The 15,212-nt window shown below is 37.8% G+C and carries 17 protein-coding genes; 16 read left to right on the forward strand and 1 reads right to left on the reverse strand.

All coding sequences use genetic code 11. From position 1 onward, the window contains the following. Positions 1-50 precede the first annotated feature (50 nt). The 11 genes from fmt to fakA all read left to right on the forward strand — a co-directional run bounded on the left by fmt (position 51) and on the right by fakA (position 10,351). Complete coding sequence (fmt, locus tag HNQ98_RS00490) at positions 51-1,019, forward strand: methionyl-tRNA formyltransferase (protein ID WP_135197608.1); 969 nt, start codon at positions 51-53, stop codon at positions 1,017-1,019. Next, a complete protein-coding gene (gene rsmB, locus HNQ98_RS00495) occupies positions 1,012-2,355 on the forward strand; it encodes a 16S rRNA (cytosine(967)-C(5))-methyltransferase RsmB (protein WP_135197607.1) in 1,344 nt (447 codons plus the stop codon). The genes fmt and rsmB overlap by 8 nt, the downstream gene beginning before the upstream one ends. Positions 2,356-2,416: 61 nt before the next feature. Continuing rightward, positions 2,417-3,163: a PP2C family protein-serine/threonine phosphatase gene (locus HNQ98_RS00500; RefSeq protein ID WP_135197686.1), complete on the forward strand. Its 747-nt coding sequence runs from the start codon at positions 2,417-2,419 to the stop codon at positions 3,161-3,163. 2 nt (positions 3,164-3,165) lie between these two features. Next, positions 3,166-5,100 (forward strand): Stk1 family PASTA domain-containing Ser/Thr kinase, encoded by a 1,935-nt coding sequence (gene pknB / locus HNQ98_RS00505; RefSeq protein ID WP_019040244.1) that lies wholly within the window; start codon positions 3,166-3,168, stop codon positions 5,098-5,100. A gap of 119 nt (positions 5,101-5,219) precedes the next feature. Further along, entirely contained in the window at positions 5,220-6,125 is a 906-nt protein-coding gene (rsgA, locus tag HNQ98_RS00510; protein WP_014974604.1) for a ribosome small subunit-dependent GTPase A, read from the forward strand. Between the two features lie 18 nt (positions 6,126-6,143). Beyond that, entirely contained in the window at positions 6,144-6,800 is a 657-nt protein-coding gene (gene rpe / locus HNQ98_RS00515) for a ribulose-phosphate 3-epimerase (protein WP_135197605.1), read from the forward strand. Continuing rightward, positions 6,800-7,444: a thiamine diphosphokinase gene (locus HNQ98_RS00520; RefSeq protein WP_135197604.1), complete on the forward strand. Its 645-nt coding sequence runs from the start codon at positions 6,800-6,802 to the stop codon at positions 7,442-7,444. The genes rpe and HNQ98_RS00520 overlap by 1 nt, the downstream gene beginning before the upstream one ends. Positions 7,445-7,482: 38 nt before the next feature. Then, entirely contained in the window at positions 7,483-7,797 is a 315-nt protein-coding gene (gene trxA, locus HNQ98_RS00525; RefSeq protein ID WP_135197603.1) for a thioredoxin, read from the forward strand. Between the two features lie 88 nt (positions 7,798-7,885). After that, a complete protein-coding gene (rpmB, locus tag HNQ98_RS00530; RefSeq protein ID WP_014974600.1) occupies positions 7,886-8,086 on the forward strand; it encodes a 50S ribosomal protein L28 in 201 nt (66 codons plus the stop codon). Between the two features lie 197 nt (positions 8,087-8,283). Next, a complete protein-coding gene (locus HNQ98_RS00535) occupies positions 8,284-8,643 on the forward strand; it encodes an Asp23/Gls24 family envelope stress response protein (RefSeq protein WP_014974599.1) in 360 nt (119 codons plus the stop codon). A gap of 7 nt (positions 8,644-8,650) precedes the next feature. Continuing rightward, positions 8,651-10,351, forward strand: coding sequence for a fatty acid kinase ATP-binding subunit FakA (fakA, locus tag HNQ98_RS00540; protein WP_135198165.1), 1,701 nt, complete (start codon positions 8,651-8,653; stop codon positions 10,349-10,351). A 37-nt stretch (positions 10,352-10,388) separates the two neighbouring features. Here fakA and HNQ98_RS00545 read toward each other — a convergent pair whose 3' ends face one another. Beyond that, positions 10,389-10,595, reverse strand: a complete 207-nt coding sequence (locus HNQ98_RS00545) for a DUF4044 domain-containing protein (RefSeq protein ID WP_014974597.1) — start codon at positions 10,593-10,595, stop codon at positions 10,389-10,391. A 156-nt stretch (positions 10,596-10,751) separates the two neighbouring features. On the opposite strand from HNQ98_RS00545, the gene HNQ98_RS00550 reads away from it, so the two are divergent. The 5 genes from HNQ98_RS00550 to HNQ98_RS00570 all read left to right on the forward strand — a co-directional run bounded on the left by HNQ98_RS00550 (position 10,752) and on the right by HNQ98_RS00570 (position 15,205). Beyond that, positions 10,752-11,093: a DUF3397 domain-containing protein gene (locus tag HNQ98_RS00550; RefSeq protein WP_135197601.1), complete on the forward strand. Its 342-nt coding sequence runs from the start codon at positions 10,752-10,754 to the stop codon at positions 11,091-11,093. A 149-nt stretch (positions 11,094-11,242) separates the two neighbouring features. Beyond that, complete coding sequence (gene mraZ, locus HNQ98_RS00555) at positions 11,243-11,674, forward strand: division/cell wall cluster transcriptional repressor MraZ (RefSeq protein ID WP_014974595.1); 432 nt, start codon at positions 11,243-11,245, stop codon at positions 11,672-11,674. 19 nt (positions 11,675-11,693) lie between these two features. After that, on the forward strand, positions 11,694-12,635 hold the full coding sequence (gene rsmH / locus HNQ98_RS00560) for a 16S rRNA (cytosine(1402)-N(4))-methyltransferase RsmH (protein WP_135197600.1): 942 nt from the start codon (positions 11,694-11,696) through the stop codon (positions 12,633-12,635). An 18-nt stretch (positions 12,636-12,653) separates the two neighbouring features. Then, positions 12,654-13,022 carry a septum formation initiator family protein gene (locus HNQ98_RS00565; protein ID WP_135197599.1) on the forward strand — a complete coding sequence of 123 codons (369 nt, stop codon included), beginning with the start codon at positions 12,654-12,656 and terminating at the stop codon, positions 13,020-13,022. Positions 13,023-13,024: 2 nt separating this feature from the next. Then, complete coding sequence (locus HNQ98_RS00570) at positions 13,025-15,205, forward strand: PASTA domain-containing penicillin-binding protein (protein ID WP_184284882.1); 2,181 nt, start codon at positions 13,025-13,027, stop codon at positions 15,203-15,205. Positions 15,206-15,212: the final 7 nt, after the last annotated feature.

Raw genomic sequence — 15,212 nt, forward strand, 5'->3', positions numbered from 1 at the left:
GTTGGACAACATAATGATGTGTTAGTTGCTAAGTAGAAAGAGGAAAGACCATGACATTTTCAATTGTATTAATGGGCACCCCACAATTTGCCGTGCCAATCTTGGAAGGGTTAATGGCTGATGACAGGTATGATCTTAAGGCTGTGGTGACACAGCCGGATCGACCACAAGGTCGCAAACATCTGATGACACCAAGTCCAGTGAAAGTAGCGGCTTTGGCGCATGGTTTAAAAGTCTTACAGCCTGAAAAAATTAGTGGATCTGATGAAATGCAACAAGTGATCGATATGGCACCTGATTTTATTGTGACTGCTGCTTTTGGCCAGTTTTTACCAACAAAATTATTAAATGCAGCTAAAATAGCTGCCGTAAACACACACGCCTCATTGTTACCAAAATATCGTGGTGGTGCGCCTGTACATTACGCAATTATGAATGGTGATCAAGAAACAGGTGTTTCTTTGATGTATATGGTTAAAAAGATGGATGCTGGGGATGTGATTGCTGTTGCTAAAGTACCAATTACATCAATAGATAATGTTGGCACAATGTTTGAAAAGCTAAGTCTTATTGGTCGGGATTTGGTATTGACACAGCTACCTAAAATTGCATCAGGTGATATTTCACCTGTTCAACAGGATGAAGACAAAGTAACATTTTCTCCAAATATTCCGCATCAATTACAAAATTTGAACTTTAATGCAGAAACAGCCCAGCAACTAGATTGGCATGTGCGCGGTCTGTATCCAACACATCCAGCATATGTTCGTGTTGGCGGACAACGTATTAAACTCATTCAAGTGACACCACTTGATGAAGTAACAATGCTTGAACCTGGTCGTGTGGTTGAAAAATCTAAAAAAAATCTAAAAATTGCAGCAGCTAATCAGACAGTACTTCGTATTGATAGGATACAGCCAGCTGGTAAATCTGAGATGGCGATTAATGCTTATCTGAATGGTATTGGTGGGCAGTTGCAAAATGGTGATATATGGGCAGAGGAGCCAATTAATGAGTGATAAACGTGTTTATAGTGATAATCCACGTGTACTTGCAGTACAAACGTTAGCTAAGATTAAAAATGGCGCTTATTCCAACTTACAACTTAATCAAGTGATTAATCAACATAAATTAAATGAGGCCGATAAACGATTGCTGACTACATTAGTTTATGGTGTTATCCAACATCGATTGACTTTTGAATATTGGTTAGAACCATTTATTGGTGGAAAGAAGATTAATCCATGGGTTCGTGAATTACTTTATACAGCGCTTTTTCAGATGGAATATCTGGATAAAGTACCACAGCATGCGGTTTTTAACGAATCGATTGAAGCTGCAAAAGTTTTAGGACACGTGGGCACTGGTAAATTTGTTACAGCAATTCTACATAACATTCAACGTCAAGGATTACGTGATATAGCGCAGATAGAGGATCCAATTAACCGTTTATCTATAGAAGCAAGTTTACCCACGTGGCTTATTCAAGAATTAATTAAACAAAATGGTGAGATAGCTACACGTGAGATGATTGAATCTATTAACGACGCACCGAGCCAATCAATAAGAGTTAATACGTTATTAGCGACTGATGAAGATGTGGTGACGAGTTTAGAAACAGAAGGGTTTACAGCTATTAAATCAGTTGTAGCAGCACATGCTTATGTCGTATCTGGTGGGCATGTCGCCAGTTCAAAGGCTTACCATGATGGTTTATTAACTATTCAAGATGAAAGTGCTATGCTTCCTGTAGAAAGTATGCAACTGACGGCAGATGTTAAACAAGTTTTAGATGCCGCTGCAGCACCAGGGGGAAAAGCAACTCAAATAGCACAATATATTGCGGATGATGCCAAAATTACAGCACTTGATGTTCACGCACATAAAATAAAATTAATTGAAAACAATGCTAAAAGGCTACATGTTGATGGTAAAATTGATGCACGTGTTTTGGATGCACGACAAGTGCATGAAAAAATAGAGACAAAATTTGATCGTATTTTGGTAGATGCACCATGTTCTGGTTTTGGTTTATTACGTCGCAAGCCTGAGATTAGGTATGATAAAACATTAGAAGATGTACAAAATTTATCACGTTTGCAATTAGAGATACTAGACTCAGTTAGCAAAAGCATAGCCGATAATGGTATGATAGTTTACAGTACATGTACAATTCTACGTCAAGAAAATGACGATGTTGTGACAAAGTTTGTAAACACACATCCAGAATTTGAACTTGTGCCAACACAGACAGTTTACAATTTAAAAGCAGATCGATCAGAAGACGTGTTGCATGTGTATCCAAATGATTACCATACGGACGGTTTTTTCGTGGCTACACTCCGAAAAAAATAAATATTTTCTGTTAGATCGTGTTTATTATTAAAAAATAAATGTAATGGTTAAAAATAATTATATGCAAGTAGCTTTTTATACTGATCCAGGCGCGCGACGTAGCGAAAATCAAGACTACGTTGGGGCTTTTACTAACCAAGTAGGACGTGTTATGGTCATGGTAGCAGATGGTGTGACATCAACTGAAGGTGGTGATGTTGCTAGCGCCATGGCTGTAGAGCATTTTGGTAATGCTTGGACAAAAACAACAATTGAAACAATTGCACCAATCAATGATTGGTTAAGAAAAATGACGTCGTTGGAAAATGACGCCATTTTACAAGCTGGAGAACGGTTTGACGACCTAAAAAAGATGGCAACAACATTTGTTTTGGCTGTTTTATTTGATGATCAAGTCGTTATTGGTAACTTAGGTGACTCCAAGGCTTTTTTATTACATGATGACCAGTTAGCGCAGCTATCTTTTGATCATAATCTCGAAAATGAGATGTGGCGCACGGGTAAGGTTTTTGATCAAAAATCTCAAAATAGTGAAAATGCTAAAAGTCTAACACGCTTTTTAGGTTTCGATCGTCGCGCTGATATTGAGATTAGTCAGCGTGACTTTGTAGCAGATGATATGCTATTTTTGACTTCGGATGGTATTCCTAAAGTCGTTGAGGCAACCAAAGTGAAGGAAGTTATGCGTGAACAGACATCGTTAGATGACCGTGCTTGTAAGCTTATTCAAGTTGCTAATGCCAATGGTGCCCCTGATAATGTGACAGCATTATTAGTAAGTCGCGATAATAAAAAGGAAACAAAGTAAATATGTTACCGGATACATTGATAGATAATCGTTATAAAATTATTAAATCACTTGGCGGAGGCGGCATGGCCAATGTTTATTTGGCATTTGACCAATTTCTAAAGCGTCAGGTAACTTTTAAGATGATGCGTCTAGATATGAAAGATGATGCTGATGTCGTTAAACGTTTTCATCACGAAGCTGTTGCTGCCACAGAATTAGTCCATGACAACATCGTTCAAATTTATGATACAGGTGAGTATGAAGGTTCACAATATCTTGTCATGGAGTATGTTGAGGGAACAGATTTAAAATCTTTTATTGCCGACCATTTTCCAATTCCATATCAACAGGTTGTTGATATTATGCTCCAAATTCTTAGCGCTGTTCAAGCAGCACACAATGCTAACATTATTCATCGTGATCTAAAACCGCAAAATATTTTGATTAATGATCAAACACAGGTTAAAATTACAGATTTTGGTATTGCTGTTGCAAAAGATAGTAAAAATATCACACAAACGCATACTGTGATTGGTTCAGTACATTACTTGTCACCAGAGCAGACACGTGGTGGTGTTGCCTCACCTAAATCTGATATTTATGCTCTGGGTGTCATGCTGTATGAAATGTTGACCAAGCAGGTGCCATTCGAAGGCGATACAGCAGTAGCAGTAGCTTTAAAGCACGCGACTGCGGAAATGCCATCAGCAAGAGACTTCGATCCTAGAATTCCACAAGCGCTGGAAAATGTGATTTTAAAAGCAACATCTAAGCGACCTCAAGATCGTTATATTAGTGCGACATCGATGTCCGACGATTTAAAAACAGCACTATCACCACGACGTTCTAATGAAGAACGCTTTACACCGATGTCTGAAACAAACGATGATACACGAATCATCCCAATGGCTCAGATTCAAGATCAATTAAAAACAGGTGTTTCATCTGATAAAAATTTACCAGATGAAGCATCTTCTGAGCCATCCGTTCAAGACATTATTGTTGAATATGGTAAAAAAGGTTATGCCATTAAAGACATTGCCAATATGGTCGATCGTACACCGAATTATGTTCGTCATGTGCTACGTGACAATGGCATTAAATTTCGTGATCGTTCAAAATGGCGATGGGCATTATTATTTTTGTTAATTATTGGTGCAGCTGTTATGATTTTCTTGAATTATCAGTCAAGCCGAGTGAGTGTACCGGATGTTAGAAATCTAACTCAAAATAATGCCGAAAATAGAATTAAAAAAGTTGGGTTGACTGTGGGAAGCGTGAGTTCAACAACTTCAAAAACAATTGCTAAAGGAAATGTTGTGCGCTCAACACCAAAAAATGGGCTAGAGGCTAAAAAGGGAGACGCGGTTAATCTTATCGTGTCTTCTGGGCATGCCAAGGTTCGATTTGGTGATTATGTGGGATCTGATTATGCTGTTATTGCTGCTCAGCTACGTGCACAAGGCTATAGCATCACTAAACAAGAAAGTGCTTCGGATAGTGTAGCAGAAGGCAAGATTATTGAACAATCAATTGATGCCAATGATAAAGTAGACCCCACATCAACAAATGTCAGTTTTACCGTATCAACTGGTGCCGTGAAGATTGTAGTTCCTGATTTCACTGATAAATCTACACAAGAACAAGTGCAAAATTGGGCTAATCAATATGATATTGTGGTTAATTTTAATACTCAATATGATAGTAAAACCAAAAAAGGACGAGTGATTAGTCAGTCTATTCGCGGTGGATCAAGTATTACTAAAGATATCGTATTATTGATCACCATCTCGCAAGGCCCTCAAGAATCATCAAAAAGTTCGGACAGTGATGATTCAGATTCGTCCAGCGAGTCATCATCAAGTAGTAGTAAATCGAGCAATGATTCAAGTAGTGAGTCAAATTCATCTTCAAATAATGATTCAAGTGATGAAGACAGTGACAGTGGATCGTAAATAATTTTTTATTAAAGCTAGGTACTTCGGTAACCTAGCTTTTTTATTATAAAAAGATATTGATAGTCATGCTTCAGGTTAATCTATTAAACAGATTATTTTTTTGTTACAATTAAAATATGAAAACAGGACGCATTATTCGATCGCTAAGCGGTTATTATGATATACAAATTGAAAACAGCGATATTCAACGTGCACGTGCACGTGGTGAATTTCGAAAATCAGGACAAAAACCATTAGTTGGTGATTTTGTTGATTTTGAAAGTGAAAATGACGAAGGATTGATTTGGAAAATACACGACCGCGTGAATGCTTTAGTGCGACCACCGATAGCAAATATTGATGTTGCAGTAATTGTTACAGCACTTAAAGAACCAAACTTTGCACCGAACTTACTCGATCGTCAGTTAGTAGCGCTTGAAGCAGCTCATGTGACACCATTAATCTATTTCACTAAGGTTGACTTACTAGATTCTATTGAATTAGAACAGGCAAAAAAAGTAGCAGAACAATATGAAAAGATTGGCTATCGAGTCATGCTATTTAATCCAGAATCGCCAGAGGTATCTTGGACAGATTTAAAAGTTTATCTTAAAGATCAGGTATCAGTGTTTATGGGACAAACTGGTGCTGGAAAGTCCACACTGCTAAACCACTTATCTCCAGCATTAGGTCTCGAGACAGGCATTGTATCCAAAGCGCTGAGTCGTGGGAAACATACGACACGCCAGGTTACTTTAATTGATGTTGAGGGAGCACTGATTGCTGATACACCGGGTTTTTCCTCTTATGAAGTGTTCGATTTTCCTGTAGAAGATTTAGATGATTATTTTCCTGAGTTGGCAGATATTCGTAATCAGTGCCGTTTTCGGGGGTGCTTGCATCTTAATGAACCTGGATGTGCTGTCAAAGAAAGCGTAACGGTTGGCGATATTGCGCAATCACGGTATAATAGCTATAAGGCATTCTACGAATTAATTAAGTCGCAAAAGCCAAAGTATAGTACCGATAACCGGAATTTTTAATTAAGAAAGAAGAGTATCATGTCAGGAATTATTGCACCATCAATTTTAAGTGCGGATTACACAAATTTAGAACGAGATGTTAAGTTAGTTGAGGCAGCAGGCGCAAAATATTTGCATATCGATGTTATGGATGGTACTTTTGTGCCATCAATTTCATATGGACCCAATTGGGTCAAGCAATTACGCCCAGAAACTAATATGATTTTAGATGTGCATTTGATGGTACAAAATCCAGAAAAAATTGTTAATGATTTTGCTGATGCAGGAGCTGACATTATTGGTGTGCATGTTGAAGCTACACCACATATACATCGTGCACTACAGATGATCAAGAATAAAGGCGTTAAAGCTGAAGTAGTTATTAATCCAGGAACACCGATTTTGGCTATTGAATCTGTTTTGGACATGGTTGATCAAGTTTTGGTTATGACAGTTAATCCTGGTTTTGGTGGCCAAAAGTTCTTGCCTTCTACACTGAATAAAATTGTGCAATTAAAGGCACTCCGTGAAGAATTGGGCTATCATTTTGATATTGAGGTTGACGGTGGTATTAACGGTGATACTATTGCATCTGCATATGAAGCTGGAGCAAACGTTTTCGTGGCAGGCTCATATGTGTACGACAAAGTCGACCCAGCAAGTAAAATAGCAGCATTGAAAGACTTGACAAAATAATGCAGATTAATATTTTAGCAGGCGGCCCAACAGAATTATGGCCGCAAAAATTATTTGAAGAACCAGGTATATGGATTGGTGCAGATCGAGGTGCTTGGCGCTTATATCAACATCATATTCCTATGTTAATGGCAGTTGGGGACTTTGATTCTTTAGAAGATGACGAACTAAAAATTTTAGAAACACATTTGAAATCAAATCAAATTGTGCATGTTAAAGCTGAGAAAGATGAGACAGATACGGAGCTTGCCTTGTTATATGCTCAAGAACAAGATCCTGACATTATTAAGGTTTTTGGTGCTACGGGTGGGCGAATAGATCATTTGCTTAGCAATCTATGGTTGATGGCTGATGAAACTTTTAACCATATTGTAGAACGCATACAATTTGTTGATAGTAAGAATATTGTGAGTTATGTTCAGCCCGGTCAAAAGACTATTACTAAAATTAAAGATACAAAGTACTTGGGATTCATGCCGCTTAATAATGTTGAAAATTTTAAAATCATCGATGGGAAATACCCATTACAGCTGACAAAAAATGTCAGCAAAATGTGGTCATCAAACGAATTTATTGGACCAGTAGTGCATATTAGTTTTGATACTGGCATCATCATGGTTACACAAACAAAAGATAATGCATAAATAGATCGAGCTAATGATAAATCTGAGGAGATAAAATCATGACAGTAAAGACAATAGAAGATGCAACGTTTAAGCAAGAAACAGCGCAAGGGGTCAGCATTACTGATTTTTGGGCAACTTGGTGTGGCCCATGCCGTATGCAATCACCAGTTTTAGAAGCGCTATCAGATGAAATTGATCATGTTAAATTTGTTAAGATGGATGTTGATGAAAATCAAGAAACGCCATCAGAGTTTGGCATTCGTGCTATTCCAACATTACTTATCCAAAAAGATGGAGAAGTGGTTGAGCGTTTGACTGGATTTCATAATAAAGCACAATTGGCAGATATTTTAGCAAAATATGCGAAATAACTTGCCAAAGTATTTAAATTCTGGTAAAATTTACTAATGTTGTAGAAAGAGTCCTTAAAAACAAATGGCTCGAAAAGGAGGGTCGAACATGGCAAAAGATGTTATTACAGGCGCACGTACACGTTTTGGTAACCAACGTTCACACGCGTTGAATTCAAGTCGTCGTAGCTGGAAACCAAACTTGCAAAAAGTGACTGTTAAGATTAACGGTGCTACTGCAAAGAAAGTTTATTTGACAGCACGTACGTTAAAGGCCGGATTAAAGAACGGTTCTATTGAACGCGTTTAATCTTTAAATACGTTTCTAATCGTATTTATTTGGTTAGTGAAGTATGATAAATATAAAACGACCACCTTTTTTGGTGGTTTTTTATTTTAGCATGAACTAAACGTGTTCATTACTGAAATATGTTAAAATAGGTAAAGCAAACCTTTTTAAGGAGGAAATATGCAGGCTTGTGTTCGATTAAGCTTGTGTCTAGTACTATGGCAATTATAATTAAAACAAAGAGTGGCGATATTACAATTGAAAATGATGTGATCGCAACGATTGTTGGTGGCTCTGCCATTGAAAATCCTGGTGTGGTAGGTATGGCTTCTAAAGCGACATTCCGTGATGGCATGAATCAGATTTTGAATCGTGAAAATTACGCTAAAGGTGTCGTTGTCCATCAAGAAGATAGTGGTGTTGGTGTAGATGTTTACTTAGTTGTTCAGTACGGAACTAAACTATCCGAAATTTCAAAATCAGTTCAAAGAAAAGTGAAATATAATCTCGACGCATTACTAGGTATTCACGCAGCAGAAGTTAACGTGATTGTCCAAGGCGTTCGCGTTATGGACTAGGAGTATCATGGATAAAATGACGACTATTACCAATGTTGAGTTTGGTAAAATGATTAATGCTGCAGCTGCATCATTAGCAGCTAATGCAGATAAAATAAATAAATTGAATGTTTTTCCTGTACCTGATGGTGATACAGGTACCAATATGAGTTTATCGATGGCAAGCGGTGCGCAATATGAACGTGATGCACTAGATATACATATTGGTGCACTTGCAAAAGCAACATCAAAGGGACTTTTAATGGGTGCGCGTGGTAATTCAGGTGTTATTTTGTCTCAAATCTTTCGTGGATTTTCTAATGCAGTAGAAGATAAGGAAACACTTAATGCCCGAGATTTAGCTGATGCATTAATGTCTGGGGCGCAGGTTGCTTATAAGTCTGTTATGAAGCCAACAGAGGGCACAATTTTGACCGTTATTCGTGAAGCTGCTGCTAAAGCGAATCAAGTGGCTGACGAAACCGATGATTTAGTCGAACTTATGCGTGAAATTAATGATGCAGCACACAGTGCGTTGGCATTAACCCCAGATCTATTACCTGTATTAAAAGAAGTTGGCGTGGTTGACTCTGGTGGGCAAGGATTAGTTTTTGTGCTACAGGCATTCTACCAAGTTTTAAGTGGCGACTTCAGTGAAGAAGATATTAAAGCACCAGATAATGCTGAGCTAGATCAAATGGTGAAAGAGCTTCATGCTGGTGCCCAAGCAAACAGTAATCTAGATCCAAATGATATTGAGTATGGCTATTGTACAGAAATTATGGTGCAAATTGGTCAAGGGACAACTTATGATCAAAAGTTTGATTATGATCATTTTTATCAACATTTAGCTGGTTTAGGTGATTCACTACTGGTTATTAACGATGATGAGATTGTTAAAGTGCATGTTCATACAGAAAATCCTGGTGAAGTGTTATCTTGGGGAACTCATTTTGGTTCATTGGTTAAAGTTAAAGTTGATAATATGCGTGATCAACAGCAAGCCGTGATTGATGAACAACGTACCGAAGCCGTTCAAGCCACCAAGGTAATACCTAACGTCACAACAGTAGTTAATACAGCAGTGATTACGATCGCAGCGGGAGAGGGTGTAGCTGAACTATTTAAGAGTTTGGGTGTGCATACTGTTATTTCTGGTGGTCAAACAATGAATCCGTCGACTGCTGACATTGTCGAAGCTATTAATGCTAGTGGTGCCAAACAAGTGGTTATTCTACCAAATAATTCAAATATCTTCATGGCGGCTGATCAAGCAGTTGAATTAGCTGATGTATCTGTCAAGGTGGTTAAAACAAAAACGATTCAGCAAGGTTTGACAGCCATGATGGGCTATAATCCTGAAGCGGATGTTTCAATCAACTCTAAGGACATGTCAGCCATGATGACAGAAGTTAAGTCTGCACAAGTGACTAAAGCTGTCCGCGATACAAACTTAGATGGTCGAGAGATTAAGCACGATGACTGGATGGGAATTATTGATGGGAATATAGCAGTAGTGACTGACAAGTTACAAACAACTGCAATAGAATCTGTTGAAAAGATGTTAGATGAAGATTCTGAAATTGTTACTATTATTTATGGTGAAGATGCCAAAGAAAAAGATGCAAAAAAACTTGAAGAAGCTATTCTGACTATTGATAGCGACTTAGAAGTGGAAATACATAATGGTAAACAACCATTATATCCATTTTTGATATCTGTGGAATAAAAAAAGGTACTATTCGAAAAATCGAATAGTACCTTTTTTACATCCAACCTAATGCATTAACTGCGGCATAAAACATGCCACCTACCATTAGAATGACCATGAACCATGACATAATGAGTGTCATTTTTTCAATTCGCGTACGACGTTTAGGTTCAATCTTTTGGACTTTGCGTTGATTTAATTTTGCATCAATTTCTGCCTGTAGTTTAGTATTAACAGGTCTTGGATTACTGTCATTTGTCATGTTTCACCTCAATAGTATTCAAAAATATTTTATCATAATAAATGCATCTTATGCAATGATCAAAAAGACATAAGCAACCAGAAAAGAATACTTGCCTTTTTGAGTATGGTTAGGTATGGTTATTAGAGATAATAATAAGATGATGGGGTGTTTATAATGCAATGGTGGTTTTGGCCGTTGGGAACGATAATCATCTGTTTAATATGGTTAGCATTGAACAGATGGACGTCTCTGAAACGTTTTAAAATAAAAATATTAGATATTATACCAATACCCATGTGGGTTGCATTACATTTTACTATGGGATATCGTTTTGGAACCAGTTGGATATTATGGTTTATGTTGATTTGGTTCGTGTTTGGCGAAATTATTACATGGGTGTTACTGCGTAGAAAATGGCAATGGACTACCTTTTGGCATAAGTATTGGGAATGGACCGGGCTAGTTGGTGCCATTTTATTGCTGATTATCACAATTATTGGGTTTTTCTACCACTAAACCCCACAAAAAAAGCGTTGTTATTAAACCAATAACAACGCTTTTTATGTATAAAAATTTACTAAAGTGTGACAAAATGAGAATTAGGTGGAGAGAAGTGGGGAAATGTGGTAAATTAGTAATATAGAATTCTACTGGAGGTAGTCCTGATGTTCATGGGTGAATATTCACATACGCTTGATACAAAAGGGCGACTTATTATTCCAGCTAAATTTCGTAGTCAATTAGGCGACAAGTTTATTGTTACGCGTTGGATGGAGCACGCTTTACGCGCCATGCCAATGCCTGTTTGGGAAAAATTAGAAGCACAATTAAATCAATTACCATTAGGTAAAAAAGAAGCACGTCAATTTAAACGTTTTGTAATGGCTGGTGCCATTGAAGCTGAAACAGATAAGCAGGGACGAATTGTGATTCCAGTGAACTTAAAAGAGTATGCTGGTTTGAATAAAGCTGTTACAGTCACAGGAGCGGGTGACGCCTTCGAAATTTGGAGTGATGATAATTGGGACGAGTATACATCAGAAACCGCAAATAATTTTGATGATATTGCAGAGGGACTAGTTGATTTCGAGTTCTAATCGAAGGAGATATATATTAATGGTAGAATTTGAACACATCACAGTGCTGCTGCATGAAGCTATTGCTTTGCTTGACATTAAACCAAATGGTATCTATGTTGATGCGACACTTGGTGGTGGTGGTCACACTGGATTGATTTTAAGTCATTTAACTACAGGAACACTGTATAGTTTTGACCAAGATGATACAGCTATTCAATATAATCAAGAACAGTATGCTGATGAAATCGCGCAAGGCAAGCTGGTACTGATTCATCAAAATTTCAGAACATTAACATCAGCGCTAGCTGAATTCGATGTGTCCGCGGTGGATGGTATTGTTTACGATTTGGGTGTCAGCTCAGTACAATTTGATGATGGGCAACGTGGATTTAGTTACAATTACGACGCAGAACTCGATATGCGTATGGATCAACGTCAAAGTTTGACAGCGAAAACAATTGTCAATGATTGGTCATTTCATGAGTTAATGCGGGTCTTGAGTCGTTATGGAGAAGATCGTTTTCCAAAACAAATTGCACGTAAAATTGAACAACATCGAGAAAAAGGACCAATTGATACAACATTTGAATTAGTCGATATTATTAAAGAGGCAATACCGGCACCAGCTCGTCGTAAAGGTGGGCATCCCGCAAAACGAACATTTCAAGCATTGCGTGTGGCTGTCAACGACGAATTAGGTGCATTAGAAAATTCACTGACACAGGCTATTGATTTATTGGCACAGCATGGGCGCATTAGTGTTATTACGTTTCAGTCGCTAGAAGATCGTTTAGTGAAACAAATGTTTCGTGAAAAAGCATCGGCACCTGATTTGCCACCTGGATTACCTGTATTACCTGGACAATTTGAACCAGACTATACATTATTAACTCGGAAACCAATTGTACCGAGTGATAAAGAAATGAGCCTTAATCGCAGATCGGAATCTGCTAAGTTACGAGGCATTGAAAGAAAATAAATAATAGGAGTTATAGTCATGGCACAAAATGCATACCAATATTCAACATCTGCTGAAGCGTTACCGATAAGACAAACAAATCCAAAAACAGCAACACGTGTTAGGTACCAAGCCGCACGTTGGACAAGAAAAGAGCGGATGATGGTAGCTTTTGTGTCAGCAGTCATTATGGTATTAATGGTTGGTGTCGTATTTTCTAGTGTCCAAATTAGTGCAACGCATACTAGTATCAATACATTACAATCAAAAATTGATGACACTAAAGAATCAAATGACGTTTTACGTAGTGATATCCAGGATCAGACAAGTAAACAAAATTTGGATAAAGTTGCTAAAAAATATAATATGACACTATCTGATGATAGTGTAAGAAATATTAATCGATAATTATGAAAAATAAAATTAGACGGATACCAAATAAAAAAGTTGCAAAGAACGCCAGGATTTTTGGCGGTGTGTTGTTAGGTGCAACATTACTTGCAATTTTAGGCCTTGGCGTGCGTCTTTTTGTCATAGCTAGTGGCTCAGTAGATGGTCATAATTTAAATGCAGCTACACGACAAGCTTTCATGGCTAAGCAAACTGTCGCAGCTACTCGTGGTAAAATCTATGATAGCAATGGACAGGTTTTAGCAGAAAATACAACTGTTTACGATATGTACGCTGTTTTAAGTAAAAAAGTTGCGCGCGTTAAGGATAGTAAAACTGGTAAATATGTTAATGGCTCAGGGCATGTGATTGATAAAGACTTAACGGCTGATAAATTAAGTAAAGTTATTAATATGAGTCGTAAGGAAATATTGAAGCGTCTTAATAAGGATGCTTATCAAGTTGAATTTATATCCACTAAGGGTCAAGCAAGTAAAAATTTAAGTATTGAACAATATAAAAAGATTAAAGCACTTGATTTGCCCGGCATTAACTTTATTCCACGACAAGCACGGACGTATCCTGAAGGTGCAACAGCTTCTCATCTCATCGGTGCAATGAGAACAAATGAAGGGAACGATCCTAGTGAATCCGCACAAGTTGGCTTTATGGGGATTGAGGCGGCAAAAAATTCTGTACTTGCCGGTCAAAACGGGGTTAAAAAATATGATGGTCAAACAGAGAATGTTCAAGAGAGTAAGACTGTAAAAAATGGTGACGATGTTTATCTAACTTTAGACGAATCATTACAAAATACGCTTGAGACACGAATGGACGAATTATCCAAAACAACGAAACCTAAGTTTGCCGTAGCTGCAATTATGGAAGCGAAAACGGGGCGAGTTGTTGCTGCAACACAGCGACCAAACTTTAATCCGAATAGCAAACCTATTTCCCCAAAATTATGGACAAATTTACTGAGTCAAGGTACTTTTGAACCAGGTTCGACAATGAAAGGCATCACTTTAGCGGCCGCCATAGATCAAGGTCAGTGGCGACCTAATGATACCTATCAATCTGGTACATTGTTAATTGATGGTAAGAAGGTAGTCGATGCTTTTGGACAAGATCAAGGTATGTTGACGTATCGTGAAGGATTTTGGCGTTCATCCAACGTTGCTTTTGCAAAAACAGAGCAGAAAATGGGGGCAACAAATTGGCTTAAATATCTTGAACGTTTTCGATTTTTGCAATCGACTGAATCTGGTTTGAATAATGAAGATACTGGTATTAAATCATTTACATATCCTATTGACCAAGCCAACACGGCGTATGGCCAGGGTATCAGTACAACTACCTTGCAGATGATGCAAGCTTACTCAGCTATTGCCAATGATGGTCAAGAGGTCAAACCTTATTTTGTTGATAAGGTCGTTAATCCGGCCACTGGTGCCGTGGTTGAACAAGGGAAAACAACTAACGTTGCTAATCCAATTAAAGCAAGTACAGCTAAACAAGTGCGGCGTTATATGATTGATGTTGTAAATAAAGATGATGGTACTGCAAAAGAATTTGATTTACGTCAATCAGGTATACAAATTGCGGCTAAGACGGGAACAGCACAGGTATCTGAGAATGGTCAATATTTGCAAGGCTTAAACAATGCAATACATTCTGTGATGGTTTTAGCACCTGAAAAAAATCCTAAATATATCTTTTATCTTGCTGTTAAACAACCACAAATTTTCCCAGACCCTACCATTCAAACGACAATGAACAAGGTTTTTCAACCTTTAATGCTTCAGGCTTTGAATAATAGTGATAGTGCGGTAAAATCAAAGACAACAAAACAGACTGTGCCAGATGTTACGGGACAATCGATTAAGGACGCAACTGATACCTTAAATAAAGCAGGATTTCGAACAGCTCTAGTTGGCTCATCAGGGAAAGTGACAGCGCAGTCATTACGACCGGACCAAAAATCTTTGACTAACCAACTTGTTATTTTGAATGCTAAAGGTAATACACATTTGCCAGATATGGCTGGCTGGAGTTTATCAGAAGCACAAGCCTTTGCTCATCAGGTTGGTTTTCAATTAACCTGGTCAGGATCAGGATTCGTAACAGCTCAGAGTATAGCTAAAGATCAACTCGTGGTTAAAAATAGCCAGGTGGGCATCACATTAAAAGAGAAAAAATAAAGTAAGG

Origin of the sequence: Leuconostoc carnosum, from assembly GCF_014207505.1 — a bacterium.
In the GTDB taxonomy this organism is placed as follows: Bacteria; Bacillota; Bacilli; order Lactobacillales; family Lactobacillaceae; genus Leuconostoc; species Leuconostoc carnosum.

Excerpts from the sequence above, each read along its gene's own strand:
- fmt (WP_135197608.1), top strand. The coding sequence starts at position 51 with ATGACATTTTCAATTGTATTAATGGGCACCCCACAATTTGCCGTGCCA.
- rsmB (WP_135197607.1), top strand. The coding sequence starts at position 1,012 with ATGAGTGATAAACGTGTTTATAGTGATAATCCACGTGTACTTGCAGTA.
- HNQ98_RS00500 (WP_135197686.1), top strand. The coding sequence starts at position 2,417 with ATGCAAGTAGCTTTTTATACTGATCCAGGCGCGCGACGTAGCGAAAAT.
- pknB (WP_019040244.1), top strand. The coding sequence starts at position 3,166 with ATGTTACCGGATACATTGATAGATAATCGTTATAAAATTATTAAATCA.
- rsgA (WP_014974604.1), top strand. The coding sequence starts at position 5,220 with ATGAAAACAGGACGCATTATTCGATCGCTAAGCGGTTATTATGATATA.
- rpe (WP_135197605.1), top strand. The coding sequence starts at position 6,144 with ATGTCAGGAATTATTGCACCATCAATTTTAAGTGCGGATTACACAAAT.
- HNQ98_RS00520 (WP_135197604.1), top strand. The coding sequence starts at position 6,800 with ATGCAGATTAATATTTTAGCAGGCGGCCCAACAGAATTATGGCCGCAA.
- trxA (WP_135197603.1), top strand. The coding sequence starts at position 7,483 with ATGACAGTAAAGACAATAGAAGATGCAACGTTTAAGCAAGAAACAGCG.
- rpmB (WP_014974600.1), top strand. The coding sequence starts at position 7,886 with ATGGCAAAAGATGTTATTACAGGCGCACGTACACGTTTTGGTAACCAA.
- HNQ98_RS00535 (WP_014974599.1), top strand. The coding sequence starts at position 8,284 with ATGGCAATTATAATTAAAACAAAGAGTGGCGATATTACAATTGAAAAT.
- fakA (WP_135198165.1), top strand. The coding sequence starts at position 8,651 with ATGGATAAAATGACGACTATTACCAATGTTGAGTTTGGTAAAATGATT.
- HNQ98_RS00545 (WP_014974597.1), bottom strand. The coding sequence starts at position 10,595 with ATGACAAATGACAGTAATCCAAGACCTGTTAATACTAAACTACAGGCA.
- HNQ98_RS00550 (WP_135197601.1), top strand. The coding sequence starts at position 10,752 with ATGCAATGGTGGTTTTGGCCGTTGGGAACGATAATCATCTGTTTAATA.
- mraZ (WP_014974595.1), top strand. The coding sequence starts at position 11,243 with ATGTTCATGGGTGAATATTCACATACGCTTGATACAAAAGGGCGACTT.
- rsmH (WP_135197600.1), top strand. The coding sequence starts at position 11,694 with ATGGTAGAATTTGAACACATCACAGTGCTGCTGCATGAAGCTATTGCT.
- HNQ98_RS00565 (WP_135197599.1), top strand. The coding sequence starts at position 12,654 with ATGGCACAAAATGCATACCAATATTCAACATCTGCTGAAGCGTTACCG.
- HNQ98_RS00570 (WP_184284882.1), top strand. The coding sequence starts at position 13,025 with ATGAAAAATAAAATTAGACGGATACCAAATAAAAAAGTTGCAAAGAAC.